The following is a 24,082-nucleotide window of genomic DNA, read 5'->3' on the forward strand; positions in this document are numbered from 1 at the left end:
TGAGCCAGGATCAAACTCTCAATAAAATGGTATCTAAAGAACCTTCCGGTTCCTTAAATCAATTTTATTGAAGCCTAATTCTCAGCTTCAAAGAAATTTAAAAGAGCCTCTCAATCAAGCTTGCGCTTGTCAAGAGAACTTCTTGTCCTCTTCTGGTGCTTCGTGTTTCTTCACGTTGTTTAATTTACAAGGTGCACGCCCTACCTCAGCGGCAGGAACTCATTCAGTATATCATATCTTTTTGTTGCTGTCAAGTACTTTTTTCAAACTTTTTCGAAGCTTTTCAGCTCCCAAAGTTCAATTCCAGAACTCTCATCCAGCCGCCCGCCGCCCTCGCAGCGAACTTTTATATGATATCATGTCTCGCTTCGCTTGTCAAGCACTTTTTTCATTTTGTCGTCCGTCCCCCTTTTCTCCTTCCAACGGTGGATATTTGTCTGATAGGATTCCCCCTTTCCCTCTGTGGAATACCAAATTTGCAGGCTTTTTTCGCCTGCCTGAAAAATCAGCTCCAGACTATCCGGATATACTGTCACCCGCGCCACGGTTTCCCGGAGGATATCCTCCCACAGCCCATCGCTGACCTCCGGCATAGGGAGCGTTTTCCCCCGCTCCTGTTCTTCCGCCTCTGTCATGTCTGGTTTTGCGCTGCACTGCGCCCGCACCTCCTCCAGCTCTTTTGCCGTAATGACGCCGTCCAGATATCCCTCCAGCGCACGGCGCAGCCGGCGCTCCGCCTCTCTCTGCTTTCTCGTTCGCTCCGCCGGCTCTGTTTTCTCCCCGCTCCGCATCCGCTCAATCTGTCCTGCCAGGTCTGCCAGCTCGCCCTCGGCGTCCGCCCCCAGCCGCTCCAGGCCGAACCGTCCGCAGGTAAGGAGGCTTTTGTCGTTGACCATTCTCATCCCGCAGCTGTCCCGGCAGCCCCAGCTCTTGTACACTGAGCCGTCCTTCCGGCGGCTGGTGCGGGGAATATAGGGTGCGCCGCAGCCGCCGCACCACACCCGGCCCGACGGCCAATACCGGGCCGAGTGCCGTTCTCCCCCCTGCCGCGCGGCGCTCCGCCGTTTAAGTTCCCGCTGAACTCCCTCCCAGGTCTCCCGGCTCACAATGGCCTGGTGGTGATCCCGCAGATAGAGCTGCTCCTCCTGTCCCCGGTTCTCCACCTTCCGGTGGGTGAGGTAGTCCACTGTGATATACTTTTTCTGGCGCAGATCGCCCGCATACTTTTCGTTGCGGAGCATACGGAGAATGGTATTCTCGGACCACCGTTCTGCCCTGGGCGGCGCAATCCCCGCCTGATTCAGCTCCCGGGCGATGACGTGGGCTCCCTTTCCCTCCGCCAAATATTTATGGTAGATGAGCCTAATCACCTCGGCCTCCGCCGGGCGTACGGTGAGGGCGCCCCCTCTGGTCTCAAAACCGTAGGTGGAGTCGCTGCCGAAGACCACCCCCGCCTCCATCCGGCGGCGCTGGCCCCATTTGACCCGCTGAGAGGTTTTTCGGGACTCCTCCTGGGCCATGCTGGCCATAATGGTGAGGCGCAGCTCCCCGTCGTTGTCCCGGGTGTCGATGCCGTCGCTGAGGAACACCACCCCAACGCCCGCCTCCTTCAGCCTGCGGGTACAGGCAAGGGTGTCCACTGTGTTTCTGGCAAAGCGGGAGACCTCCTTGGTCAGAATCAGGCCGAACTTTCCCGCCGCCGCGTCCTCCATCATGCGCTGAAAGGCCGCCCGGCGACGGATGCTGGTGCCCGACAGACCCTCGTCGGCGTAGACCTGGGCCAGCCGCCACCCGGGGCGGCCGGTGATATAGGTATAAAAGTACTCCCTCTGGCTGCGCAGGGAATTGGCCTGGTCCGTCCGGTCGGTGGACACCCGGCAGTAGGCCGCCACCAGCAGCTCACCCCCATCCGTCACAGTCTCCCCTCCTCCAGCAGCTTCTCCGCCTCCAGCCTGGTAATGACGCCCTTCTTATGTAAGTGGCGCACAATTCCCCGGCGTACCAAGCGCTTCAGCTCCGGCTCCATGGCTTCCTGCTCTCTCATGCCCAGCCCTCCTTCCGTTCTCAGGAGAGCATATGCCGCCGGGCAGCCGAAAAGCACCCTGCCGCTGTAAAATACCCCATGCGGCAGGTACCGCGTTGGCTACGGCCAATTCCTCCCGCCGGAAATAGTCCCGGAGCACCAGTCCCCGTTCCTCTGCCAGCGCCGCCGCCTCACGGGACACCCGGCCGCCGCAGATCATCTGCCCGGAGCGGAGGGCGCCCAGCACCTGGGCCAGGCTGTGCCGCCCGGCGGAGAGGGGCGTGTTCAGCATCCCCGCCTCTCCCTCCACCGGCAGGGGGAGAATGACGCAGTCGGCCAGGGCCGCCTCCCGCAGCGTGGCCTCTTCGGCCGCCTGCTCCGGCCTATCCCCCTGCTCCAGAGCAAAGGTGTGGACGCTGTGCCCGTCGGCGGCCAGCAGCTCCGCCAGCCTGGCCTGGCGCATATCCCCGCCAATCACCCAGAAATTCAGTTCTTCTCTCATGGATCGTTCCTCCATTCACCGCGACTACTTTATCTTATTCCCTCTGCCGGAAAGAGTGCAGAAAAAAGGCAGCGACCCGGTTCAGTTGAACCGGGTCGCCGCTTTTTCCCGCAATTTTTCATTCCCTCTCAGTTCTGGTCCGCCGCCCGGGGCAGCTTCACAGTGAAGGTGCTGCCCTGGCCAAGGGCGCTGTCCAGGGCGACTGTTCCGCCGTAGAGCTGGACAATATGCTTGACAATGGCCAGGCCCAGGCCGGTGCCGCCGTTTTTCCGGGCCCGGCCCTTGTCTACACGGAAGAATCGCTCAAAGACCCGCTTCTGCGCGTCCTCAGGGATGCCGATGCCGGTGTCGGCCACCACGGTGGTAACCCAGGCACTGTCGGCGGACACGGTCACGCTGACGCTGCCGTTCTTGACGTTGTACTTCACGCCGTTTTCCATCAGATTGAGGAGCAGCTCCTTCAGCCGGCCGGCCGGAATGGCGGCCATGGCGCTCTCGCCGGTGACGGTCAGGGTGACGCCCGCCTCCTTGGCGGCTGGCTCCAGCAGAGTCCGGGTCTCTCTGGCGGTCTCCAGCACGTCGCTGGCCTCCTCGCACTGGTCAATGGCCACCGACTCCAGCTCGGAGATCTTTAAAATATCGTTGATGAGCTCAATGAGCCGGTCCACCTCCACGCCGATCATGGTAAGGAAGCGCTTGCGGTCCTCCTCGCTCTTGACCATGCCGGAGGAGAGCATGTCGGTAAAGCCCTTGATGCTGGTAAGGGGGGTCTTGAGCTCATGGGATACGTTGGCGGTGAACTCACTGCGGATGCCCTCAGCCCGCTTGAGCTCGGTCACGTCCGAGATCAGGATGGAGGCGCCCACGGTCTCCCCCTCGTACTGCCGGCCTGTGACCGGAGAGAGGAACATGCGCAGGCTTCTGCCGTCAAAGGCCGGGTCGTCCAGATCCAGCACCACGGGGGTTTTCTCCGTGCGGACGGTCTTGAGTGCCTCCCGCAGACGGCGGGAGCGGGTGAGCAGCAGGATGCTGCTGCCGTCGGACTCATCGCTCAGGCTGAAGAGGCGGCGGGCCGACCGGTTCAGGGTGAGGACGCGCCCCTCCTCGTCCAGCAGGATGAGCCCCTCGTCCATGCACTCCAGAATCAGGTTGACCTTGTCCCGCTCGGCCCGAATTTCGTCGATATAGGCGCTCAGCCGATCCATCAGCTTGTCAATGTAGCGCAGCAGAGGCCGGACCTCGTCGTCGGCCTCATAGGCGGCCAGGGCGGCCTTATCCTCCGCCTCTCCGTCCAGCACACCCTGAAGGGCCTCTCCCACCACATTAAGGGGTCTGAGTACCATGCGGGCCATCCGGCTGGCCATGACCAGCGCCAGCACCAGGGCCACCAGGGCCGACACGAGAAAGCCGCCGGCGCTGTCCAGCACCAGGCTGTTGATGGAGGAGACGGGCATGGAGGCCCGGCCCACCATGCCGTCGGCAAAGCGCTTTGCCTCATAGAGCATGGTGATACCCGTTGTGTCAGAGGCCCGGAGGGACTCGCCCCAGCCGGTGGCCACGGCCTGCCTGAACTCCTCCCGGTCGGCGTGGTTTTCCATGGTAGCCGGATCGGCCTCGGTGTCGGCCACCACGGTGCCGTCGGTGTCAATAATGGTCAGGCGCTTCTCCGGCGCGGCCTGGTAAAACTGCTCGGTCAGCCCCTCCGGGTCGGTGATGGCGCTCTGGGCGTCCATCAGAATCAGCAGCTCGTGAAGGCTCTGCCGGGCGGCGGTCATCTCCCGCCCCCGCAGCACCCAGATGCCCGCGACGCTGGATACCAGAAGCGCCGCCAGAACGGTGAGAAGCATGGCGCAGATCAGTCGTTTTTTCATCAGAATTCCCCCTGTATTCAGAGGGCCGGGCAGCTGCCGGGGCATACCCCGGCGCCGCCCGGCCGCCGTTCAGTTCATCTTGTATCCCACGCCGCGGACGGTGGTGATGTACTCCTCTCCCAGCTTCTGCCGGAGGGTTTTGACGTGCATATCCACCGTGCGGGTCTCGCCGGTGTAGTCGTAATCCCAGACGGACTGGAGGATCTCGTCCCGGGTGAGGGCCACGCCCCGGTGGGTGGCCAGAAGGCGGAGGAGCTCGAATTCCTTGAAGGTCAGGTCCACCTGCTCCCCGCCCCGGCGGACCACCCGGGCCGCCGGGTCAATCTCCAGGTCCCCGCAGCGGATGAGGCGGCTCTCCTCCCCCTTCCGGGTGCGGCGGAGCACCGCCTTTACCCGGGCCTGGAGCTCCATAATGCCGAAGGGCTTGACCACGTAGTCATCCGCTCCGGCCTCCAGGCCGTTGACCCGGTCCATCTCGGCGGTGCGGGCGGTGAGGAGGATGACGGGCACCCCCTCCCGGTCCCGGTCCGCCCGGAGGCGGCGGAGGATCTCCAGTCCGTCCATACCGGGGAGCATGATGTCCAGGATGCACAGCACCGGGCAGTCCCGGCCTTCCTCTCCCTCAAACATGGCCTCGCCGGACTCATAGGCCCGGACCGTGTACCCCACGGACTGAAAATAATAGCGGAGCATCTCGCGGATGCTCTCGTCGTCCTCAACCACCAGAATCACCTGGGACATGGAATCTCACCCCACACAAAATTTGCCGCCGGCGTCTCAGCCGGCCAGCTCTCCGGTCACGCAGTAGATGGCCCACTGGGCGATGTTGACCGCGTGGTCCGCGATCCGCTCCAGATACTTGGCAATGATAATCAGGTCAATGGCCTGATCGGCCTCGCTGCGGTTGTTTACAATCAGCTCCACCAGCTCGTGCTTGACGGCCTGGAAGAGGCGGTCCACCTCGTCGTCCAGGTCCACCACCTCATGGGCGGAGGCGGTGTCACGGTTGGCGTAGGCGAAGATGGAGCGCTTGACCATGATGCCGGCCTTCTGGCTCATGGTGCGGATATCCTTCATGGCCTGGCTGCTGCCGGGATTGCCCAGCAGGCCGGACAGCTCGGCGATGTTGGCACACTGGTCGCCGATGCGCTGCAGGTCGGTGACCATCTTCAGAGCGGCGGAGATGGTGCGCAGGTCCCGGGCCACGGGCTGCTGCTGAAGGAGCAGACGCAGGCAGCGGTTCTCAATGTCCCGCTCCATCTGGTCCATGTGCTTGGTCATCTCCACGGCGCCCTTGGCGGCGTCCTGGTCGGCGGAGGTGAGGGACGCCGTCACCGCGTCAATGACGTCCTCCGCCGCGGCAGCCATGTCGATCATCTCGGCGTTGAGCTCCTGGAGCTCCGCGTCAAAGGTCTTTCTCATTTTATCCGAACCTCCCGGTGATGTAGTCCTCGGTCCGCTTGTCTCTGGGCATGGAGAAGAGCTGGGTGGTGTCGCCGAACTCGATGAGCTCGCCCATCAGGAAGAAGGCGCACTTGTCCGAGACGCGGGTGGCCTGCTGCATGTTGTGGGTGACGATGACAATGGTGTAGTCCTTCTTCAGGTCCCCGATCAGGTCCTCGATCTTGGAGGTGGAGATGGGGTCCAGGGCGGAGGTGGCCTCGTCCATCAGCAGGATATCGGGCTCCACGGCCAGGGCGCGGGCGATGCAGATACGCTGCTGCTGGCCGCCGGACAGGGACAGGGCGGACTTCTTCAGCCGGTCCTTCACCTCGTCCCAGATGGCCGCGCCCCGGAGGGACTTCTCCACAATGTCGTCCAGCCTGCTCTTGCTGCGGATGCCGTGGGTGCGGGGACCGTAGGCGATGTTGTCGTAGATGCTCATGGGGAAGGGATTGGGCTTCTGGAACACCATGCCGATCTGCTTGCGCAGCCAGGTCACGTCCACGCTGGGGTCGTAGATCTCCTGGTCCCGGTACTTGACGCTGCCGGTGATCTTGATGCCGGGCACCAGGTCGTTCATCCGGTCCAGGGTCTTGAGGAAGGTGGACTTGCCGCAGCCGGAGGGGCCGATGAGGGCGGTGACCTGACGCTCGGGAATGTCCATATTCACACCCTTGAGGGCGTGGTTTTCTCCGTACCACAGGTTCAGGTCCCGGGCGGAGAGAATCGTTGTTTCATCCATAAGGCTCGCTCCTTACTTTTTTCTCAGCTTGCTGCCCACCAGCTTGGCCGCCAGGTTGATGATCAGGGTCAGGATCATCAGGATGGCCGCGATGGCAAAGGCCACGTCGATCTCGCCCCGCTCCATGGCGTACATGTAGAGGGACACGGTGAGGGTTGCGCCGCTGCTGCCCATGGCCTCGAAGAAATTGTTGATGGTCAGGCCCATGCCGGCGGTAAAGAGCAGGGCGGCCGACTCGCCCACCACGCGGCCGATGGCCAGGATGCAGCCGGTGACGATGCCGTCCACCGAAGAGGGCAGGACGATGGTGCGGATCATGTGCCACCTGCCGGCGCCCAGGCCCAGAGCGCCCTCCCGGTAGGACTGGGGCACGGTCTTCAGGCTCTCCTGGGTGGTGCGGATGATGGTGGGCAGCGTCATGACCACCAGGGTCAGGCCGCCGGCCAGCAGGGAGGTTCCCAGGCCGCAGAACTGCACGAAGAAGAGCATGCCCACCAGGCCGTAGATGATGGAGGGGATGCCGGTGAGGGTCTCGGTGGCGAACTCAATGGCGGAGACCAGCTTCCGGTTGCGTGCGTATTCGGTCAGGTATACCGCCGCGCCCACGCCCAGAGGCAGCACAACAATCAGCGTGATGAGAATGATATAGAGCGTGTTGAGAATATTGGGAAGGATGCCGATGGTGCCCTTGATGTGGCTGGGCTTGGTGGAGAGCAGCTGCCAGGTCACGTTGGGCAGGCCCCGGACAAAGATATAGCCGATGATGACCACCAGCAGCGCGCAGGTGAGGAAGGCGCACAGGTACAGCAGGAACCGCAGGCTCTTGTCGTAGACCCGCCGCCGTCCGGAAAGGCGTTTCATTTCCATTTAGTATATCATCCCTTCAGGAAAATTCATAGCGGGAAGCGCGTGCTTCAGTCCTTGTTCTTTTTCTTGAGCAGGCCGTTGAGCACCACGTTGATGAGCATGATGAACACAAAGAGCACCAGGGCGATGGAGAACAGGGCCTGACGCTGGAGGGAACCGACGGCGGCGTAGGACATCTCGCTGGCCACGGCGGTGGTGAGGAAGCGGACGGACTTGAACAGCCCCGGCATGTTGGCCACGTTGCCGGCCACCATCATGATGGCCATGGCCTCGCCGATGGCGCGGCCGATGCCCAGCACCACAGAGGCGGCGATGCCGCTGGAGGCAGCGGGCACGCTGACCCGGAACACGGTCTCGATGTGGGTGGCACCCAGGGCCAGGGAGGCCTCCTCATACTCACGGGGCACCGCGTTGAGGGCGGTCTCGGAGACGCTGATGATGGAGGGGAGAATCATGACGGCCAGCACGATGATGGCGGCGAACAGGCTGGCGCCGTCGGGCAGGTTGAAGGCCTCGCGCACGGCGGGGACCAGCACAATCATACCGATGAGGCCGTACACCACGGAGGGGATGCCGGCCAGCAGGTCCACGGCGGGACGGACGATGGCGGCCACCTTCTTGGGGGCTACCTTGGAGATGAAGATGGCGGTCATCAGGCCCACGGGCACGCCCAGCACCACAGCACCGGCGGTGCCGTAGATAGAGGTGAGGATAAAGGGCAGGATGCCGAACTGGGGGTCCTTGGCGGTGGAGGCCCAGGTCTGGCCGAAGAGGAAGTCCACCAGGCCAATCTCCATGATGGCGGGCAGGCCGGAGACGATGAGGTAAATACTGATGAAGAGGACAAAGACGATGGCGACAATACCACAGAAGAAAAAGACCCCGTTCATCACCACTTCCATGGCCCGCAGCGGGCTGCGCTGGCCGGAGTGGGGCTCCCGGCCCCTCTTCTCTCTCTCTTTTTCGGCTTTCCGGGGCTGGGACTCCTGAGCGTTGGAGATGTGCAGCGTTTCATCCATAGTTTGGAAAAGCTCCTTTCGGGCGGACATTCAGTCAGCCTGAGACACCTCCGCAGGCTGTGCGGAGGTGTCTCAGGCCAACAGGTAGGGTTTTGAATCAGGCCAGGGGCACCGCGCCGGCGCCGGTAATCAGGTCGGCGGCGTCAGCGGAGAGGGCGAAGTCCACGAACGCCTGGGCGGCGTCGGACAGCTCGCTGCTGCTGTTGAACACGAAGTTGAAGTTGCGCTGCACCTTGTAGGTACCGTCCAGAACGGTCTCCTCGCTGGGAGCCACATTCTCAACGGAGACAGCCTTCACACCGTCGCTGCCCTCAACAGCGGACAGGGAGGCGTAGCCGAAGGCGTTGGGGTTGCCGGCAACAGCCTGGATGACAGCGCCGGTGGAGGTCAGCTCCTGGGTGTAGACGCAGGTGTCCTCGGTGCCGGTGATGGACTCGAAGCCGTCGCGGGTGCCGGAGCCAGCCTCACGGCCGATGAGGACCACGGGGGCATCGCTGCCGCCAACCTCGCTCCAGTTGGTGATGGTGCCGTTGGCCAGGCCGGCAATCTGCTCCAAGCTCAGGTCGGCCACGGGGTTCTCGCTGTTGACAATGATGGCGATGCCGTCCAGGGCGAACACAGTGGCGGTCAGGCCCTGGGAGCTCTCCTCGTCCTTCAGGTCACGGCTGGCCAGACCCACATCGCAGGTGCCCTCCAGAGCGGCGTTGATGCCGGTGCTGGAACCGGTGGGGTCATAGTTGACGGTCACGTCGGGGTACATCTCCATAAAAGCCTCGGCCATGGCCAGGATGGGCTTCTCCACGGAGGTGGAGCCGTTCAGGTTCACGATGCCGGACAGCTCGGTGTTCTCGCTGGGCTCGGCGGAGGGCTGGGTGCTGACCTCAGTGCCGGCGGAGGGGGAGGTGGTGGGCTGGTCGCTGTTGCCGGTGGTGTCGCCGGTGCTGCTGCAGCCGGCCATCAGGCCCACGCACATAGCCAGAGCAAGAAAGAGTGCGGAAATCTTTTTCATTTCGTTCATTCTCCAATCGTCTTTGTTCATTTCTTTATTTCGTCGTTCTCTCGAACACGGACTAGTATACCGGACCATTGTAAAGTTGTCCCGCAGGCCTTTGTAAAGCCTGTGTAAAGAGATTGCTTTTCCCATTTTGTCCATTTTACATTGCAAATATCATGTGATTTCGTGTCCATGGTAAAAAGATTGACCCAATAATTAATAAATTAACGACAAAGTTATTGCTTTTTCTCCTGTCTTATGATATAAAGGGATGCCGCCAAAACAGCCCCACTGTTTTGGTATGAAATTCAACCCTGTGATATTTTTAGAAGGAGAGAACGTGGCATGATGAAGAAACTCAGCGCTCTGTTCCTGGCGCTCGCCCTTGTTTTCAGCCTGGCCGCCTGCACCGGCGGCACGCCTGACGGCAGCGCCCAGCCCAGCGGCTCCGCCCCTGTGGCCGAGGGTAAGTTCACCCCCGGCACCTATGAGGGCGAGGCCAAGGGCTTCGGCGGCACGATCAAGGTCGCCGTCACCCTGTCCGCCGACAGGATTGACAAGGTGGAGGTCCTGGAGTCCACCGAGACCGAGACCATCGGCGAGGTGGCTCTGGAGAGCCTGCCCCAGGCCGTGGTGGACGCTCAGTCCAGCCAGATCGACACCGTCTCCAGCGCCACTGTCACCAGCACCGCCTTCATTGAGGCTGTGAACGCCGCTCTGACTGCCGCCGGCGTGGACCCCGCCTCTCTGGTCCCCGTCTCCAGCGGCGACGGCGCTGACGCGGAGGAGCAGACCCTGGAGGCCGACGTTGTGGTCGTGGGCGCCGGCGGCGCCGGCATGACCGCCGCCATCACTGCCGCCCAGGCCGGCAAGTCCGTGGTCCTGCTGGAAAAGACCTCCATGGTGGGCGGCAACTCCGCCCGCGCCACCGGCGGCATGAACGCCGCCAAGACCGAGTGGCAGGACACCAACGAGTTCACCGAGGACGCCGGCGTGGAGAAGACTCTGTCCACCGCAGCCGAGACCTATCCTGAGCTCTCCGACCTGGTGGCCACCGTTCAGGAGCAGTACGACGCCTACAAGGCCAACCCCACCGGCTACTTTGACAGCGTGGAGCTGTTCATCCTGGACACCCTGGTGGGCGGCAAGAACCTGAACAACTACGACCTGGTCAAGACCCTGGCCGAGAACTCCGCCCCCGCCATTGAGTGGCTGTCCACCATCGGCGCCGACCTGCACAACGTGGGCTCCTTCGGCGGCGCCAGCGTCAAGCGCATCCACCGCCCCGTGGACGCCGAGGGCAAGACCGTCTCCGTCGGCTCCTACATCATCCCCATCCTCCAGAAGGCCTGCGAGGACAACGGCGTGCAGATCATCTTCAATGCCCCCGCCACCGAGATCCTGATGGCCGACAGCGCCGCCGTGGGCGTCAAGGCCGAGGGCTACACCGTCAACGCCAAGAGCGTGGTGCTGGCCACCGGCGGCTTCGGCGCCAATCTGGAGATGGTGGCCCAGCTCAAACCCGAGCTGGAGGGCTTTGTCACCACCAACGCCCCCGGCATCACCGGCGACGGCATCAAGATGGCCGAGGCCGTGGGCGCCGCCACCGTGGACATGGATCAGATCCAGATCCACCCCACCGTTGAGCAGAAGACCTCCGCCCTCATCACCGAGGGCCTCCGGGGCGACGGCGCCATCCTGGTCAACGCCGAGGGCCTGCGCTTCTGCGACGAGGTGGGCACCCGTGACGCCGTGTCCGCCGCCGAGCTGGCCCAGACCGGCGGCTACGCCTGGCTGGTTGTGGACCAGAAGATGGTGGACGCCTCCAGCGTTATCGCCGGGTACATCAACGCCGGCTACACCGTCCAGGGCGACACCTACGAGGCTCTTGCCGAGGCCATGGGCGTCCCCGCCGACGCCTTCGCCTCCACCATGGAGACCTGGAACGCCGCCGTGGCCGCCGGCACTGACGCCGAGTTCGGCCGCACCAGCTTTGCCAATCCTCTGGATACCGCTCCCTACTATGCCATCCAGATCGCCCCCGGCGTGCACCACACCATGGGCGGCGTGCAGATCGACACCAGCGCCCAGGTGCTGGACACCGAGGGCAATGTGATCCCCGGCCTCTTCGCCGCCGGCGAGGTCACCGGCGGAATCCACGGCGCCAACCGCCTGGGCGGCAACGCTGTGGCCGACTTCATCGTCTTTGGCCGCATCTCCGGCCAGTCCGCCGCCGATTACGCCAAGTAATTTATTCCGTAGATATAACAAAAGGAAGGCCCGGAACCAGCTGGTTCCGGGCCTTCCTTTTGTTGTTCCCGCTGCCGCGGGGGCAGAACGTCATCTGGTCTCCTGTCCCAGCCTGCCGCTCATGACAAGCAGGATTCCGGCGGCGGCAATCATCAGCGCGATGAGTTCCATGGCCAGTCCTCCTTTCTTTCGCACGCTCCGTTCTGCCTGTATGGTACCTCGATTGTCTAAAAAAAGGGTTAAGAAAGTCCCTTGTTCTTTTAAATTTTCCGGTGATTACAGCCCCAGCCAGGCCTTCATATCCACCATGTCCCGGGCCACATAGCCGCAGGGGTAGTCCTGAAAAGCCGCCGCGGGGGTGACACCGGTGGTCACCGCTGCGAAGTGGGTTCCGGCCCGCCGGGCGGTTTCGGCGTCAATCACCGTGTCGCCGCAGTAGAGCACCTCGTCCCCGGTCACGCCCAGGGTCTCCATGGCCCGGAGCAGGCCGGCGGGGTCGGGCTTGGGGGCGTGAACCTGGTCGCCCGAGATGGTGAGGGCAAACAGCTCCCGGATGCCCAGCGCCTCCAGCACGGCCTGGAGGGCGGAGTCCCGCTTGGAGGTGATGATCCCCATGGGCACCCCCGCCGCCTTCAGGGCCTCCAGCAGCGCCCGGACGCCGGGCAGCAGCCTGGTGGTTTTGGGCTGCATGGGGCGGCACTTCTCCTGGAACAGCCGGACAAACTCCTCCTGCCGCTCGGGGCTGCTGTCGCCGGTGAGCATGGTATACCCGTCCTTGAGCAGATAGCCCACGGTGCGCCTGACGGCATCCTCGGCAGGCTCAGGGAGCCCCATCTTCTCAAACGCGTGGCGGAAGCCCACCACAATGGACTCGGTGGCGTCCCCCAGGGTGTAGTCAAAGTCAAAGAGCACTGCCTTGAATTTCACGTATCATACCGTCCTTACCTTGTTTTTGTGCTGCCTGCGGCCGTCGGTGCCGGGGATGCCCAGCTCCGTGCTTTTTCTCTCCGCCCGCTGTGCTGCTGTGGAAACCGGCCCGGAGACCGATTCCATCTTTTTTTACATTATACCATATATTTTCCCTCCCTTCAATTTCAATTCTCCCCGGCGGGGCGCCTCTCACCTCCGACAGAGAATACTTTTTCTTCCCTTTCCTTCTTTGTTTTTCCGCTCCGGCGGCCTTGACAATCACCTTTTCCGGTGATATAGTGTCAGCATCCAAACAAAGTGGCTGTGATGGGGACTGCGCCCTGTACCGCCCCACAGAGAGGAGACGCCGTTGGCTGGAAGCGTCTCCGGCACGCGGGCAGAGCAATACCACCCCTGAGCCGCCCACCGAACCCCTCCGGGCTAGGCTGGGCCGGGTCCTCCCGTTACAGAGGTCACGAGCGGCCGGATGTCACGCTCCGCACCCTCCGCGACGGCCAACTGCTCCACCCTCCGCCGAAAATGCCGCCGGGCTCTGCCCGTCCTGTTTTTCGGTCCGTGTGTGTCGCTGTTGTCCTGCTCCCGGGTGCTCTGCGCTTCTGGCAAGCAGGGTGGAACCGTGGGACGCTTTTGTCTCACCCCTGGAACACTTCAGGGGTGAGACTTTTTTGTTCTTACCCCAATTACAAGGAGGAATTATCATGGCAGAGGAAAACAATCAGTATACCTTTGAGAACCCGGAATACCGGAAGACCTACTGGCACACCTGCTCTCACATTCTGGCTCAGGCTGTGAAGCGCCTGTACCCCGAGGTGAAGCTGGCCATCGGCCCCTCCATTGAAGAGGGCTTCTACTACGACATGGACTCTCCCTTCCCCTTCACCCCCGAGATTCTGGAGCAGATCGAGGCTGAGATGCGGAAGATCTGCAAGGAGAAGCTGAAGCTGGAGCGGTTTGAGCTGCCCCGGGAGGAGGCCATCAAGTTCATGGAGGAGAAGGGCGAGCCCTTCAAGGTGGAGCTCATCAACGACCTGCCCGAGGACGCCCACATCTCCTTTTACAAGCAGGGCGAGTTCACCGACCTGTGCGCCGGCCCCCACCTGGACTCCACCGGCCGTGTGAAGGGCAACGCCATCAAGCTCACCGCCTGCAACGCCGCCTACTGGCGGGGCGACTCCAACCGGGAGACCCTCCAGCGCATCTACGGCATCGCCTTCCCCAAGAAGGAGGAGCTGGACGCCTACCTGCAGCGCATTGAGGAGGCCAAGAAGCGGGACCACCGCAAGCTGGGCAAGGAGCTGGGCCTGTTCACCCTGATGGACGAGGGCCCCGGCTTCCCCTTCTTCCTGCCCAACGGCATGGTGCTGCGCAACACCCTGATCGACTACTGGCGGCAGATCCACAAGAAGTACGGCTATGTGGAGATCTCCACCCCCATGATGCTCAACCGGCAGCTGTGGGAGCGGTCCGGCCACTGGGACCACTACAAGAACAACATGTACACCACCGTCATTGACGGCGAGGACTTCGCCATCAAGCCCATGAACTGCCCCGGCGGCATGCTGGTGTACAAGACCGAGCCCCACTCCTACCGCGACCTGCCCCTCCGCGTGGGCGAGCTGGGCCTGGTCCACCGGCATGAGCTGTCCGGCGCCCTCCACGGCCTGTTCCGGGTCCGCTGCTTCACCCAGGACGACGCCCATGTCTTTATGACCCGGGACCAGATGAAGGACGTCATCCAGGAGACCGTCCGCCTGTTTGACGAGGTCTACTCCACCTTCGGCCTGAACTACACCATTGAGCTGTCCACCATGCCCGAGGACCACATCGGCACCGTGGAGGAGTGGGAGCGCAACCAGGATATCCTGAAGAACGCCATCACCGATATGGGCAAGGAGTTCGTCATCAACGAGGGCGACGGCGCGTTCTACGGGCCCAAGCTGGACTTCCACCTGGCCGACTCCCTGGGCCGCACCTGGCAGTGCGGCACCATCCAGCTGGACAGCCAGCTGCCCGAGCGGTTTGAGCTGGAGTACACCGGCGCCGACGGTGAGAAGCACCGCCCCGTCATGATCCACCGTGTGGTGCTGGGCTCCATCGAGCGGTTCATCGGCGTCATCACCGAGCACTTCGCCGGCGCCTTCCCTGCCTGGCTCTCCCCCGTCCAGGTGTCCATCCTGCCCATCACCGACCGCACCGCCCAGTATGCCGATGAGGTCAAGGCCCTGCTGGAGAAGGCCGGCTTCCGCGTTGAGGTGGACCACCGCAACGAGAAGATCGGCAAGAAGATCCGCGAGGCCCAGCTGAAGAAGGTGCCCTATATGCTGGTCCTGGGCGACAAGGAGGCCGAGGCCGCCACCGTTGCCGTCCGCAACCGGGCCGGCGGCGACCAGGGCGCCATGCCGCTGGACGAGTTTATCAACATCCTCCGGGAGGAAGTGGAGCAGAAGATCATCCGCTGATGTTCTCTGATAAAGAACGGGCGCCGCAGAATATTTCTGCGGCGCCCACCCTTTATACCCTTGACATACCTCGATTATCTAGGTATACTACACCTAGATAATCGAGGTATTCTTTTATAATACAGAAAGGAGGCTCCTCCATGAAGCCTGACAAAAACCTGCTCTCCGGCAGCACCACCCTGCTCATTCTCTCCCTGCTCTCCGGCGGCGATATGTACGGCTACGAGATGATTGCCCAGCTGGAGGCCCGCAGCGACCGCACCTTCACCCTCAGGGAGGGCACCCTCTACCCCATTCTCCACGGCCTGGAGAACGAGAAGGCGGTCACCTCCTATGAGAAGGAGGCCCCCTCCGGCCGGAAGCGGAAGTACTACCACATCACCAAAAAGGGCCTGCGGCTGCTGGAGGAGAAAAAGGCGGAGTGGCAGGTTTTTTCCGAGAAGGTCAACGCCATCGTCACCGGCGCCGCCGGGGCCATGGCCTGACCCCGGCCGAATCCGAAGGGAGGTCGTCTCATGGCCTGGGACCCTATCCGTCAATACTGCGACCGGGTGTGCCGCCGCATCCGCTTCCGCCCGGCCCGGGAACAAATTTATGAGGAGCTGCTGGGCCATATGGAGGACCACGCCCAGGCCCTCCAGGACAGGGGCGTGGACGCCCGGCAGGCCCGCCAGGCGGCGGCCGCCGCCATGGGCGACGCCGACCGGCTGGGCGCCGACCTGGACAGGCTCCACACCCCCTGGTATCCCCGCCTCACCCGGGTGTTCTGTATTCTTGCCCTTCTGATTCTGTGCGCCGGATTCTTTGCCGCCCGGGACGGGGTTATGGCGGGCATGACCTGGGCCCCCTTTGCCGATCCCCAGGCTCTGGTTTTGGGCGATGAGAGCGGGCTTTATCCGCCCCGCACGGTTCTGGCCTCCGGAACCGCCGTGGGCGGCGGCCAAATCGGCCCATACTTCTTCTCCGATACCGGCGCCGTCCAGCTCTACCGGTATGACACAGATGCCAACGGCCTCCCCCTGGCGGAACCGGAATACTACCTGGACCTGGTGGTCTCCGCCCTGTGCCCTGCCTTCTGGCTCCCTCCGCTGGATGCCGGGTATCTCCCCGCCTCACTCAGCTGTGACAGCGGACCGCTCTCCGACCTTCCCCGCCTCTCCGCCCGCTCGGAGCGGGGTCTGTTCCGCCAGTTTTATACCATCTCCGTGTACTTCTCCCAGCCCGTCTCTCTCCCCCAGACTTTTATCATTGAGTTTGGCGATGACCACCAGCTGGTCTACCAGTTTACCGCTCAGGAGGTGACCGAGCCGTGAAGCTGCCTGTTCCCTCCCGAAAGGTCCGTCTGATCCTCAGCATTCTGTTTCTGCTGTTTTCTCTGGTATTCCTCTGGTGGGCGGTTGGTTCTCCCATGCCCACGCCCGGTCTGGCTCATCGGGCCGCCCTGCTGTCCCACGGACTCACTCCCGGCCCGGTGGAGGCCCAGGGTGAAATCCATTTTCAGAAAATCACCTCCTCTCCGTACGATAACGGAGAGGGCAGCCGCTGGCTGGTCAGCCGCCAGGGGGACGGCTGGGCGGTGACCGTCCATCCCAGGGCCGGTCTCTTCTGGTCCCAGCCCGACTTTCGCGTCCATCTCCTCACCCCTTCAGACGATTCTCCTCTGGAGGCCGTCCCCCTCCAGTACGCCAGCGCCTACCTGTGGGAGGAAGGTATTTCCGAAAATCCCTTCGACGACGGCGACTGGTACTGGGAATGGGTCTCGCTGGCCGTGTGCACGCTGCCCGACGTGTCCCGCATCGAGCTCTATCAGGGCTGGTACAATTCCATCGACGCGGGCGGTCTCTCTCCCCGGGACTGGCTGCTGGAGCATGGCAGCGCCGCCGACTGCACCCGTCTCTCGCCGGACAGCCCCTTCTGGCTGTGCCAGCAGGTCTGGAATCCCGGCGAAGGCGCCACTGCCACCCTGGCCCGGGCCTACGACGCCCAGGGTAATCTCCTCTGTGAGTGGTGCTCTTACGACGGATAATTTATCCATTTTATGGTATCTTCTCCCCAGGAGGTGATACCGTGAAGCGTCTCTTTGCCCTTGCGCTCTCCCTTGCCCTGCTCTGCCCCGCCTGCCGGGCCGCTTCCGAACCCGTGACCCGGGGAGAATTTACCGTTGCCCTTTGGGAATCCTTTGGCGGTGTGCCCTACGGGGATACCGGCGTCTTTTACGATGTCTCCCACAACCGCCCCGATACCGCCGCCATCTGCTGGGCGGCGGACATGGGCTTTGTGCTGGGCACGGGCTGGGGCCGCTTTGATCCGGACCGGCCCATCACTCGGGAGGAGGCAGCCGTGGTGCTCCGCCGTGTGGGTAACTTTTTGGGTTTTGAAACCCGCACCATGGGCAGCTTGGCCGAGTGCAACGACTTCGACGGCATCTCCCCCTGGGCGGACGACTCACTCTACTGGGCCACGGATACCGGCCTGATTCCTTGGGCGGAGGGCGGCCTAATGTCTCCCCAGGGCACCCTGACCGCCGAAGAGGCAACCGGCATCTTCACCCGTTTCTTTTTCTGATACAGCGACGCCCCGGCCGTGTAATTCCACGGCCGGGGCCTTTTTACTGCTCTGCTTCCCCTTGGTCTCCTTTTTCCAGCAGTACCTCCAGGGCGTTTTTCAAAAAGGCGGGGTAGGGTACCCCCATCAGGCCCAGGTTCTCCAGGATAGACAGCCCCTCATTTCCGATGAAGAAAATCAGCACCGCCATCCTGGCGTACTGGGCGCCGCCGGTGAAGGCGTCCAGCCGGACGGCCAGCAGTACCAGCACCAGCTCCGCGCACTTTTTGCACAGGCCACGGAATCCGGCGCCGCTGTCCAGCCGCCCGCCCTCGCTCTTGTCCGAACGCTTGAACACTGCCGCCACCACCACGCCGGAAACGCAGTCCACCGCCATGAGCACCAGCAGGGTCTGGAGTGCAATATCCCAGCCTCCCAGCCAGCCGGTGAGAATGCTTCCCGCCGCAGCCACTGCCGCCAGAATCCCAATCTTCATCTCTGCCCAGCTCACTCCGTCACCTCAGTCCAGCCCCGTACATCCGGTGCCCAGACATTGTTGTCCTCGGTGCACTCGTAGGTTTTCCCCTGGTACTTTACCCGGTCGCCGGTATGGTATGCATCCTCCGCCCCCAGAGGCTGCCTCCACTCGGGAATTTCCTCCGGGTTTTCCTCCGTCACGCCCAGGGGCGTGTACAGTGCCGGGGTCCGGTCCATGGGCCAGTCGGCCTGAGCCGTGTGGTCCTGCACCACCCGGTACAGGTTGCCCTCCGCGTCGGAAATGCGCTCCCCCGTCTTGTATGCCGTCCCCGGCATCCACTGGGGGAACAGGGCCCCCACCTTTGCCGCCTCATCGTCCTCCAGCGCCATGGCGGCCCGCTGCGCCAGTGTGACGACCGCCTCCTGCACCAGGTCGCTCCGCTCCTTCTCATAGCGCACCACGCCCCGGCGCACTTCAATCCGTCTCATATTTTGCTCCTCTCCCACTCAGGTCACCAGTTTTTCTACCTCATCCCAGGTCAGATTCAGCTGTTCCAGGTCTCCCCAGGTTACGAACCGCTCCTCCAGCTCCTCCCAGGTGACATACCAGTACACATACTCCACCGCCAGATGGCAGGGCAGAATGTCCTCAATGATGGCCCGCAGCGCCTCAAAGCCGTCGGGGATGCCGGGCACATCGGGAAAGCGCACCTCCACCGTGCCCGCCGTCCCCGTCTCACTGGCCACCGCGTTGATGCCGCATCCGGCCAGGTTGTCGTTGATGGCCGCCAGAGTAAAGCTGTCCCCGCCGATGCGGAGGAGGGCGGCCAGGGCGGCCCGCCGCCCCTCCGCCGTCCCGGCCACCGGTCTGCGGCTGAGGAGGCGCTCGATGGCCTCCAGCCCTGCGTCCTCCGCCGTGGTGAGGAGCATCTCCCGCTGGATGATGTCCAGCGTCCCCGCCACGCCGTCCAGCGCCTGCCCCTGGGCCTCCAGCTCGCCGCCGTTGATGGTGCCCTCCAGCCGGTAGACTCCCAGGGGCCGCAGCAGCTCCTTTAAATACGCCCCGCAGCTCATGCCTTCATCTCCGTCACGTTCAGGCTGCCCAGCTTGGGCAGCTCATCCTGCTCCACGGCCACGTCCGCCGCCGGCGCGGTCAGGTCGTAGTTTGCCACGCCCTCCACGCCGAAGATCACCGCCCCCAGCCTGGCCCTCAGCACGTCCTGTCCCAGGAGTCCGCCGTTGAACCAGCTCCGCAGGGCCTGCTCCACCGCTGTCCGCACGCCGGCGGCGTCGCTGCCCTCTTTTGCCGCCACTGACACCGACACGTCCACGGTTTTCTCCCTGGGTGCGAGCACCTGCACATCCACGGCGATCTCCCGCCGCTCCTGGAAGTAGTCGGTCAGCTTCTCCAGCAGTTCCTCATCCGGGCTGCCCGCCGCCGTGGACACCACCACGTCCACTGTGCCTATCCCCCGGTTTCTGGGCAGCACCGCCGCGGCGGCCACCTCCGGGAAGGACAGGGCCCCCTGCTCATAGAAGGCGGCGTTGGCCCCGTTGGGCAGGCGCCGGAAGGTCTCCAGCACCCGTGCTCTCAGGGCCTCGTCGTCCTCCCGGTCGGTGCCGCCGGTAAAGCCCTCCGGGTTGGAGCAGCGGCTCACCCCCACCGGCGCCACCGCCATGGTCAGGATGGTCCCCGCCGCCGCGTTGCCCGCCGCGCCGGGCTCCACCGCCCTGGCCAGGGCGTCAGCGTACAGACTCCCCGCCTGGAGTACGGCCGTCTGGGTGGTCTCAAAGCGTACCAGCCCCGCCGTCATGCACACCGTGCCCGCCGGAATGCTCAGGTCGGTGCCTCCCGCCTGGTCCACGTGGAAGCGGATAGCGCCCACCGACCGGGCCGCCTCCTTCCGCTTCAGGCCCCGCAGGAAGGCGTGCTGGTCCAGGTACTCCCCTGCCGCCGTCTGGGGAAAGCACTGCCGCGCCGTCCAGTCGGCCTGGACATACAGGGCGTAGACCTGGGCGGCCACCGCGTAGAGCCGCACCGCCATATCTCCGTCCTGTCCCGCCGTCTGGCCTGTGGCCCCGGTGAAGGCGGCCGCCAGCTCGCCGTATATCTCATCCACTGTTTTCATCTTGCTGTCACTCCTCCAGGGCCACGCCCGCCGTCATGGCGGCGCCCTCATAGGTCAGCTCCACCTTCAGCACGCCGATCCCGTTCTCCTCTGTCAGTTCCACGCCGGTGACCTCCAGGCCGTCCTCCCCCTCCAGGGCCTCCTGGACGTACTGTCTGGCCATGGCCAGCCGGTTTCCCGGCTTTTCCCTCGTCAGGAGGTAAAGCCTGCTGCCCAGGTCGGGCAGAAAGGGGAAGCTGCCCCGCCGCAGAGTGAGCTTCCACAGCACCCGCTGCAAAACGGCGTCGTTCCCCTCCGCCCGGGCCAGGCCGCCCTTTCCGTCGGGCACATAGTCCCCGTCCCGTATCATCAGTTCCGTCATGCTCCCCCGCCTCTGTTCAGCATGTCCTCCAGGGGCACGCCGTTGACGAGCACCTGGCCCACCAGGCTCACCGTGCCGTCGTTTCCCAGCTTGATGGCCGCGTTCCCCTGCCCGGCGCGGATAAGCACCTCGCCGGGGTTCAGCTCTCCGCCGCAGCGCGCGCCCACCACACAGGCGTGTTCCCCCTCCTGCTTGAGCACCAGCACCTCTTCCCCCACGGCGGGCCGCCAGACGTAGCCCCCGGGGGCAAAGACGGCCAGCGCCCGCCGCTCCGCGTCCAGGTAGGCGCCCGCCGGGTCGCCGCTCAGGGTGGCCTGTCCCACCATGGCCGCTCCGTACCCTCTGCCTTTTTTCCGCTCAGAAAGCCACACGGGCCTCCTCCTCTCTCAAACCGCAATCTCCCGCTCGCCCAGCTCCAGGGTGGTGCGGAGTCCCTGTCCGCCTCCGCTGTGCCCGGTGGACAGCACCCGCCACACGCCGGACAGGCCGTACCGCTCCAGATTCAGTTCCGCCAAATCCCCGGGCCAGGCCTCTGCCCGGCCTGCCAGTGTCAGCTCCAGCCGCAGCCGCTGCGCGGCGGACTGCTCCAGCTGGAACCGTCCGCTGTACCGCATGGCCTGGTAGCTGCTCCTGCCGGGCATGGTGAGCACCCGCCGGCACATGCCGCCCCGGTCCAGGACGGACTGATTGACCACCCGCTGTACGCTCTGGGTGGTTCTGTCCCGTACCAGCACCTCGGAGAGCACGCCGTAGCGCCTCTCCGTCCACCGTATCTCCTCCACGGCGGCGCTGTTGTCCAGGACCAGCCGCGTTCCGTCCGCCCATGGGGTGAGGTGGAGGATGCCCAGCCGGTCGAACCGGGGCTCCACGCCGCCGTAGTACCGCGCGAAATTGTAGAGCACCTGCCACTCGCTGCTGCCGCTCTCCACCGAGAAGCCGGGCACCGCCGGCAGGCTGGCCCCCTCCGCCGTCTGAATGCCGTAGGGGGTCACGTGGTCCCGCAGGATGTCCCCCAGGGTGGCGGTCTGGTAGTCGGCGGGCTCTGCCTCATTGTCCAGCAGCCGCGCGGCCATGCCCCGTCCTGAGATAAGCAGGGTGCTCCCGCCGCTGCCGCAGCTCCACTCGTACTCGTCCACCACCCCGCGGAACACGGTCTCGCCGTTCTCAACGGCCACAAACTCCACCGCGTCGGACAGCGCCCCGTCCAGCCCGCTCCCCCAGGGGCAGCGCACCTCAAAGCTGTCGCAGGGGGTGCCGGTGCCGTAGTTCAGCGTCCACTCCAGCAGCGCGGGGAGGGCGTATTCCCTCCCGTCGTATCCAATCAGCCTTCCCGTCACTTCACCCGCACCCGCTCTCCGGGATAGATGAAGTTGGGGTTTTTGATTTGGGGATTGAGCTTCACCAGAGCCTCCACCGTGGTTCCGTAAAGCAGGGAGATGCTCCACAGAGTCTCCCCCACAATCACCGTGTGATAGGCCGTTCCGCTCTCCGCGCTGCTGCCGGTGCTCCCGGTGCCGCCTGTCTCACCCGCAATCTCTTTCAATCCCTCCTGATAGCCGTCGTAGCACTCCCAGAACTCAAAAGCGTAGCTGACGTAGTCGGCCCTGGGCTCCTGCTTCAGAGAGAGCGCGGCGAAGTAGGCCTTGGCCGACTGCCATACCGGGTGGATCAGCAGCCCGGGGCCCTCGCCGTAAAAGACGGACGCCAGCTTTTTAAACTCGTCGTAGGCCCCTTGGCCCACAAACTCCCCCTCGCCCTTCATAACCCGCCGGGTGGGCCCCAGGTCCTGGAGGCAATACCGGCCGAAGGGCACCTTCCGGGCCACAACTTCCCGTCTGTATTCAATGGTGTAGACCCTGGGATTGTGGGGCCACACATAGTTCTTGTACCGCATTGCCGCCAGTTTGCCCATGTCCATCCCCCTCAGTAAAGTTCAAATCCGCCGTCATACCGGCGGGCATCCCGCTGAAAGGCCCGGTCCATCTCCGCCAGCCCCCGGATAGCACCACTCTGCTCCTCCGCCGGGAGAAAGACCGCGCCTGTCCGGCTGGGCCGGTATTCCGCCGCCGTCTGTGCCTGTCTCAGCCGCCTGTAGAGCCCTTCTCCGGCCGAGCGTCTGCCCAAAAATACAGCGCCCGGCCCCTCCGGCCAGCCCCTGATCTGGCCGTCTGTCAGCTCCGCCAGTCCGCCGTTCTGATTCCGCGTGTCTCTCCCGTCTGTCTCCCCTTCGGCCCTCGCCCCGGCTGCCGGGCCGCTGCCGCCCCAGGCCGCCCCACCGCCTGCTGCCGCGGACGCGGGTGCTTCCATCCCCTGCTCCCGCGCTTTTCCCCGCCTCACGCCGGCGGCACGGTGCTGCTCCAGCAGGAGCTCCGCCGTCTCGCTATTTTCCCGCTCCTCCTGGTCCGCCAGGGCCAGGGCGATGTAGTCCGTCATATCCGCTCCCCCCGTTTCAGCCGCTCATACCGCTCCAGGTCAAAGGCCTGGTTTTCCCCGGCGTTTGCCGGGGCTGCCGGCCCTCCGCACACCGGGCAGCGGCCCTCCTGGGCCTCCGCCCGGCAGGTGGGACACAGGGCCGCCAGCTCCTCCTCCTGGTCCAGCAGCAGGTTGAGGGCGCACCAGAGGTAGTCCCGGCCGGTCATCTCCCTTGCCCGCGCCTCCGTGGGGAGGGCCCCGAATGCTTTGAGCACACGCCAGCGAAGGCGCGCCTCAGGCGTGTGCTCCAGGCTTTTTTTAGGGCGTCCACCCGCTCCTCTCCGTCCTCCGGCCCGGGATTTTCCGCCCGGTTCAGGCCGCTCCACAGCCTGGCCAGGGTTCCAATCTCCCCGGCGGAGAGCCCCTTGAGCGCCGCCTCCCCGTCTGTAAACACCGGCTTTCCGCCCCGCTCCAATGCCCTGGCGAGCAGGCAGGCGTTGGCGCACAGGGCCTTCTCCTCCTCCCTGTGGGCCAGCTGCTCCGCCTCCCGGCCGGCCTCCAGCAGCTCCAGGGCGGAGAGGAGCCGCAGCTCCATGCCCTTTCCCGCCTTTATCCGCCGCCTGCCGCCCAGCAGCACCGTCCAGTTCTCCTCCACGCCTTACACCTTCATTTCAATCCGCTTGGCCGCCACAATGGTGATTTTCTCCACCACCATGGCCCCCAGGGCACCGGTCTCGCCGATGGCGCTCCACTGGCAGCCGGAGTAGATAATCTTCCGGTCAGGCTTGCAGATGACCAGGTTGAAATCCTCCAGGTCGTGGAAGTTGATGCCGTCCCGGATGGCCTCGTCGGTGGCGTAGAGCCTTGTCAGCTCCAGCACATGGGTCCGCTGGCCGGGGATGGTGGCCACCGGCTCGTCCTCGCCGAAGGCCTCCACGGTCTGGCTGGTCTTGCTGGTCCTGGCGGAGTAGCTCTGGACCACCGCCACCTTTTTGCCGTCCACCTCCAGGTATATGTCGCTGCTTGTGGGAAATCCCGACAGATTCATGTGTGTCCCCT

Annotated in this window: 28 protein-coding genes; 6 read left to right on the plus strand and 22 right to left on the minus strand. The window is 64.1% G+C overall.

Going from position 1 to position 24,082, the window contains the following annotated elements:
- Nucleotides 1–356 precede the first annotated feature (356 nt).
- The 9 genes from QZY67_RS01470 to QZY67_RS01510 all read right to left on the minus strand — a co-directional run bounded on the left by QZY67_RS01470 (nucleotide 357) and on the right by QZY67_RS01510 (nucleotide 9,476).
- A complete protein-coding gene (locus QZY67_RS01470; protein WP_295368209.1) occupies nucleotides 357–1,916 on the minus strand; it encodes a recombinase family protein in 1,560 nt (519 codons plus the stop codon).
- Between the two features lie 54 nt (nucleotides 1,917–1,970).
- The gene (locus QZY67_RS01475) at nucleotides 1,971–2,525 is read right to left on the minus strand and encodes a dipicolinate synthase subunit A N-terminal domain-containing protein (protein ID WP_295368210.1); all 555 of its coding nucleotides are present in this window, start codon (nucleotides 2,523–2,525) and stop codon (nucleotides 1,971–1,973) included.
- A gap of 128 nt (nucleotides 2,526–2,653) precedes the next feature.
- Nucleotides 2,654–4,396 carry an ATP-binding protein gene (locus tag QZY67_RS01480; RefSeq protein ID WP_295368211.1) on the minus strand — a complete coding sequence of 581 codons (1,743 nt, stop codon included), beginning with the start codon at nucleotides 4,394–4,396 and terminating at the stop codon, nucleotides 2,654–2,656.
- A 69-nt stretch (nucleotides 4,397–4,465) separates the two neighbouring features.
- Complete coding sequence (locus tag QZY67_RS01485; protein WP_294536336.1) at nucleotides 4,466–5,137, minus strand: response regulator transcription factor; 672 nt, start codon at nucleotides 5,135–5,137, stop codon at nucleotides 4,466–4,468.
- Between the two features lie 36 nt (nucleotides 5,138–5,173).
- Complete coding sequence (phoU, locus tag QZY67_RS01490; protein WP_295368212.1) at nucleotides 5,174–5,818, minus strand: phosphate signaling complex protein PhoU; 645 nt, start codon at nucleotides 5,816–5,818, stop codon at nucleotides 5,174–5,176.
- 1 nt (nucleotide 5,819) lies between these two features.
- Nucleotides 5,820–6,581 carry a phosphate ABC transporter ATP-binding protein PstB gene (gene pstB / locus QZY67_RS01495; RefSeq protein ID WP_295368213.1) on the minus strand — a complete coding sequence of 254 codons (762 nt, stop codon included), beginning with the start codon at nucleotides 6,579–6,581 and terminating at the stop codon, nucleotides 5,820–5,822.
- Between the two features lie 12 nt (nucleotides 6,582–6,593).
- Nucleotides 6,594–7,448 (minus strand): phosphate ABC transporter permease PstA, encoded by an 855-nt coding sequence (gene pstA / locus QZY67_RS01500; RefSeq protein ID WP_295368214.1) that lies wholly within the window; start codon nucleotides 7,446–7,448, stop codon nucleotides 6,594–6,596.
- 47 nt (nucleotides 7,449–7,495) lie between these two features.
- Nucleotides 7,496–8,350: a phosphate ABC transporter permease subunit PstC gene (gene pstC / locus QZY67_RS01505; RefSeq protein ID WP_295368257.1), complete on the minus strand. Its 855-nt coding sequence runs from the start codon at nucleotides 8,348–8,350 to the stop codon at nucleotides 7,496–7,498.
- Between the two features lie 214 nt (nucleotides 8,351–8,564).
- The gene (locus QZY67_RS01510) at nucleotides 8,565–9,476 is read right to left on the minus strand and encodes a phosphate ABC transporter substrate-binding protein (RefSeq protein ID WP_295368215.1); all 912 of its coding nucleotides are present in this window, start codon (nucleotides 9,474–9,476) and stop codon (nucleotides 8,565–8,567) included.
- A 330-nt stretch (nucleotides 9,477–9,806) separates the two neighbouring features.
- Between QZY67_RS01510 and QZY67_RS01515 the strand changes: the two genes are divergently transcribed.
- Complete coding sequence (locus QZY67_RS01515; protein ID WP_295368216.1) at nucleotides 9,807–11,711, plus strand: flavocytochrome c; 1,905 nt, start codon at nucleotides 9,807–9,809, stop codon at nucleotides 11,709–11,711.
- Nucleotides 11,712–11,987: 276 nt separating this feature from the next.
- Here QZY67_RS01515 and QZY67_RS01520 read toward each other — a convergent pair whose 3' ends face one another.
- Nucleotides 11,988–12,638 (minus strand): HAD family hydrolase, encoded by a 651-nt coding sequence (locus QZY67_RS01520; protein WP_295368217.1) that lies wholly within the window; start codon nucleotides 12,636–12,638, stop codon nucleotides 11,988–11,990.
- Nucleotides 12,639–13,339: 701 nt separating this feature from the next.
- On the opposite strand from QZY67_RS01520, the gene thrS reads away from it, so the two are divergent.
- From thrS to QZY67_RS01545, 5 genes are all read left to right on the plus strand, one after another.
- Nucleotides 13,340–15,100 carry a threonine--tRNA ligase gene (gene thrS, locus QZY67_RS01525; RefSeq protein WP_295368218.1) on the plus strand — a complete coding sequence of 587 codons (1,761 nt, stop codon included), beginning with the start codon at nucleotides 13,340–13,342 and terminating at the stop codon, nucleotides 15,098–15,100.
- A gap of 140 nt (nucleotides 15,101–15,240) precedes the next feature.
- Nucleotides 15,241–15,585, plus strand: a complete 345-nt coding sequence (locus QZY67_RS01530; RefSeq protein ID WP_295368219.1) for a PadR family transcriptional regulator — start codon at nucleotides 15,241–15,243, stop codon at nucleotides 15,583–15,585.
- Between the two features lie 30 nt (nucleotides 15,586–15,615).
- Complete coding sequence (locus tag QZY67_RS01535) at nucleotides 15,616–16,413, plus strand: permease prefix domain 1-containing protein (protein WP_295368220.1); 798 nt, start codon at nucleotides 15,616–15,618, stop codon at nucleotides 16,411–16,413.
- Nucleotides 16,410–17,126 (plus strand): hypothetical protein, encoded by a 717-nt coding sequence (locus tag QZY67_RS01540; protein ID WP_295368221.1) that lies wholly within the window; start codon nucleotides 16,410–16,412, stop codon nucleotides 17,124–17,126. The genes QZY67_RS01535 and QZY67_RS01540 overlap by 4 nt, the downstream gene beginning before the upstream one ends.
- 41 nt (nucleotides 17,127–17,167) lie before the next feature.
- Nucleotides 17,168–17,665, plus strand: a complete 498-nt coding sequence (locus tag QZY67_RS01545) for an S-layer homology domain-containing protein (protein ID WP_295368222.1) — start codon at nucleotides 17,168–17,170, stop codon at nucleotides 17,663–17,665.
- A 43-nt stretch (nucleotides 17,666–17,708) separates the two neighbouring features.
- Here the strand turns inward: QZY67_RS01545 and QZY67_RS01550 are convergent, their stop codons facing one another.
- The 12 genes from QZY67_RS01550 to QZY67_RS01605 are packed head-to-tail and all read right to left on the minus strand — an operon-like array spanning nucleotide 17,709 to nucleotide 24,071.
- Entirely contained in the window at nucleotides 17,709–18,155 is a 447-nt protein-coding gene (locus QZY67_RS01550) for a phage holin family protein (protein WP_295368223.1), read from the minus strand.
- Entirely contained in the window at nucleotides 18,152–18,610 is a 459-nt protein-coding gene (locus QZY67_RS01555; RefSeq protein WP_295368224.1) for a carbohydrate-binding protein, read from the minus strand. Before QZY67_RS01555 ends, QZY67_RS01550 begins: the two co-directional genes overlap by 4 nt.
- Nucleotides 18,611–18,628: 18 nt before the next feature.
- A complete protein-coding gene (locus tag QZY67_RS01560; RefSeq protein ID WP_295368225.1) occupies nucleotides 18,629–19,195 on the minus strand; it encodes a DUF2313 domain-containing protein in 567 nt (188 codons plus the stop codon).
- A complete protein-coding gene (locus QZY67_RS01565) occupies nucleotides 19,192–20,250 on the minus strand; it encodes a baseplate J/gp47 family protein (RefSeq protein ID WP_295368226.1) in 1,059 nt (352 codons plus the stop codon). The genes QZY67_RS01560 and QZY67_RS01565 overlap by 4 nt, the downstream gene beginning before the upstream one ends.
- Before the next feature lie 7 nt (nucleotides 20,251–20,257).
- On the minus strand, nucleotides 20,258–20,611 hold the full coding sequence (locus QZY67_RS01570) for a hypothetical protein (protein WP_295368227.1): 354 nt from the start codon (nucleotides 20,609–20,611) through the stop codon (nucleotides 20,258–20,260).
- On the minus strand, nucleotides 20,608–20,982 hold the full coding sequence (locus QZY67_RS01575) for a hypothetical protein (protein ID WP_295368228.1): 375 nt from the start codon (nucleotides 20,980–20,982) through the stop codon (nucleotides 20,608–20,610). The genes QZY67_RS01570 and QZY67_RS01575 overlap by 4 nt, the downstream gene beginning before the upstream one ends.
- A gap of 15 nt (nucleotides 20,983–20,997) precedes the next feature.
- Nucleotides 20,998–21,948, minus strand: a complete 951-nt coding sequence (locus QZY67_RS01580) for a hypothetical protein (protein ID WP_295368229.1) — start codon at nucleotides 21,946–21,948, stop codon at nucleotides 20,998–21,000.
- Nucleotides 21,945–22,523: a LysM peptidoglycan-binding domain-containing protein gene (locus QZY67_RS01585; RefSeq protein WP_295368230.1), complete on the minus strand. Its 579-nt coding sequence runs from the start codon at nucleotides 22,521–22,523 to the stop codon at nucleotides 21,945–21,947. The genes QZY67_RS01580 and QZY67_RS01585 overlap by 4 nt, the downstream gene beginning before the upstream one ends.
- Nucleotides 22,524–22,534: 11 nt before the next feature.
- Nucleotides 22,535–23,044, minus strand: coding sequence for a hypothetical protein (locus tag QZY67_RS01590; RefSeq protein ID WP_295368231.1), 510 nt, complete (start codon nucleotides 23,042–23,044; stop codon nucleotides 22,535–22,537).
- Nucleotides 23,041–23,250, minus strand: coding sequence for a molybdopterin oxidoreductase (locus tag QZY67_RS01595; RefSeq protein WP_294535387.1), 210 nt, complete (start codon nucleotides 23,248–23,250; stop codon nucleotides 23,041–23,043). Before QZY67_RS01595 ends, QZY67_RS01590 begins: the two co-directional genes overlap by 4 nt.
- Entirely contained in the window at nucleotides 23,247–23,678 is a 432-nt protein-coding gene (locus QZY67_RS01600; protein WP_295368232.1) for a hypothetical protein, read from the minus strand. The genes QZY67_RS01595 and QZY67_RS01600 overlap by 4 nt, the downstream gene beginning before the upstream one ends.
- Nucleotides 23,679–23,681: 3 nt before the next feature.
- Nucleotides 23,682–24,071 (minus strand): hypothetical protein, encoded by a 390-nt coding sequence (locus QZY67_RS01605; protein ID WP_294535381.1) that lies wholly within the window; start codon nucleotides 24,069–24,071, stop codon nucleotides 23,682–23,684.
- Between the last annotated feature and the right edge of the window lie 11 nt (nucleotides 24,072–24,082).

It is taken from the genome of uncultured Pseudoflavonifractor sp., from assembly GCA_904419835.1.
In the GTDB taxonomy this organism is placed as follows: domain Bacteria; phylum Bacillota; class Clostridia; order Oscillospirales; family Oscillospiraceae; genus Pseudoflavonifractor.

Bases quoted from the DNA above. Each gene is read 5' to 3' on its own strand.
- QZY67_RS01475 (WP_295368210.1), bottom strand. From the start codon at position 2,525: ATGAGAGAAGAACTGAATTTCTGGGTGATTGGCGGGGATATGCGCCAG.
- QZY67_RS01480 (WP_295368211.1), bottom strand. From the start codon at position 4,396: ATGAAAAAACGACTGATCTGCGCCATGCTTCTCACCGTTCTGGCGGCG.
- QZY67_RS01485 (WP_294536336.1), bottom strand. From the start codon at position 5,137: ATGTCCCAGGTGATTCTGGTGGTTGAGGACGACGAGAGCATCCGCGAG.
- phoU (WP_295368212.1), bottom strand. From the start codon at position 5,818: ATGAGAAAGACCTTTGACGCGGAGCTCCAGGAGCTCAACGCCGAGATG.
- pstB (WP_295368213.1), bottom strand. From the start codon at position 6,581: ATGGATGAAACAACGATTCTCTCCGCCCGGGACCTGAACCTGTGGTAC.
- pstA (WP_295368214.1), bottom strand. From the start codon at position 7,448: ATGGAAATGAAACGCCTTTCCGGACGGCGGCGGGTCTACGACAAGAGC.
- pstC (WP_295368257.1), bottom strand. From the start codon at position 8,350: ATGGAAGTGGTGATGAACGGGGTCTTTTTCTTCTGTGGTATTGTCGCC.
- QZY67_RS01510 (WP_295368215.1), bottom strand. From the start codon at position 9,476: ATGAAAAAGATTTCCGCACTCTTTCTTGCTCTGGCTATGTGCGTGGGC.
- QZY67_RS01515 (WP_295368216.1), top strand. From the start codon at position 9,807: ATGATGAAGAAACTCAGCGCTCTGTTCCTGGCGCTCGCCCTTGTTTTC.
- thrS (WP_295368218.1), top strand. From the start codon at position 13,340: ATGGCAGAGGAAAACAATCAGTATACCTTTGAGAACCCGGAATACCGG.
- QZY67_RS01530 (WP_295368219.1), top strand. From the start codon at position 15,241: ATGAAGCCTGACAAAAACCTGCTCTCCGGCAGCACCACCCTGCTCATT.
- QZY67_RS01535 (WP_295368220.1), top strand. From the start codon at position 15,616: ATGGCCTGGGACCCTATCCGTCAATACTGCGACCGGGTGTGCCGCCGC.
- QZY67_RS01555 (WP_295368224.1), bottom strand. From the start codon at position 18,610: ATGAGACGGATTGAAGTGCGCCGGGGCGTGGTGCGCTATGAGAAGGAG.
- QZY67_RS01560 (WP_295368225.1), bottom strand. From the start codon at position 19,195: ATGAGCTGCGGGGCGTATTTAAAGGAGCTGCTGCGGCCCCTGGGAGTC.
- QZY67_RS01565 (WP_295368226.1), bottom strand. From the start codon at position 20,250: ATGAAAACAGTGGATGAGATATACGGCGAGCTGGCGGCCGCCTTCACC.
- QZY67_RS01570 (WP_295368227.1), bottom strand. From the start codon at position 20,611: ATGACGGAACTGATGATACGGGACGGGGACTATGTGCCCGACGGAAAG.
- QZY67_RS01585 (WP_295368230.1), bottom strand. From the start codon at position 22,523: ATGGGCAAACTGGCGGCAATGCGGTACAAGAACTATGTGTGGCCCCAC.
- QZY67_RS01590 (WP_295368231.1), bottom strand. From the start codon at position 23,044: ATGACGGACTACATCGCCCTGGCCCTGGCGGACCAGGAGGAGCGGGAA.
- QZY67_RS01595 (WP_294535387.1), bottom strand. From the start codon at position 23,250: ATGACCGGCCGGGACTACCTCTGGTGCGCCCTCAACCTGCTGCTGGAC.
- QZY67_RS01605 (WP_294535381.1), bottom strand. From the start codon at position 24,071: ATGAATCTGTCGGGATTTCCCACAAGCAGCGACATATACCTGGAGGTG.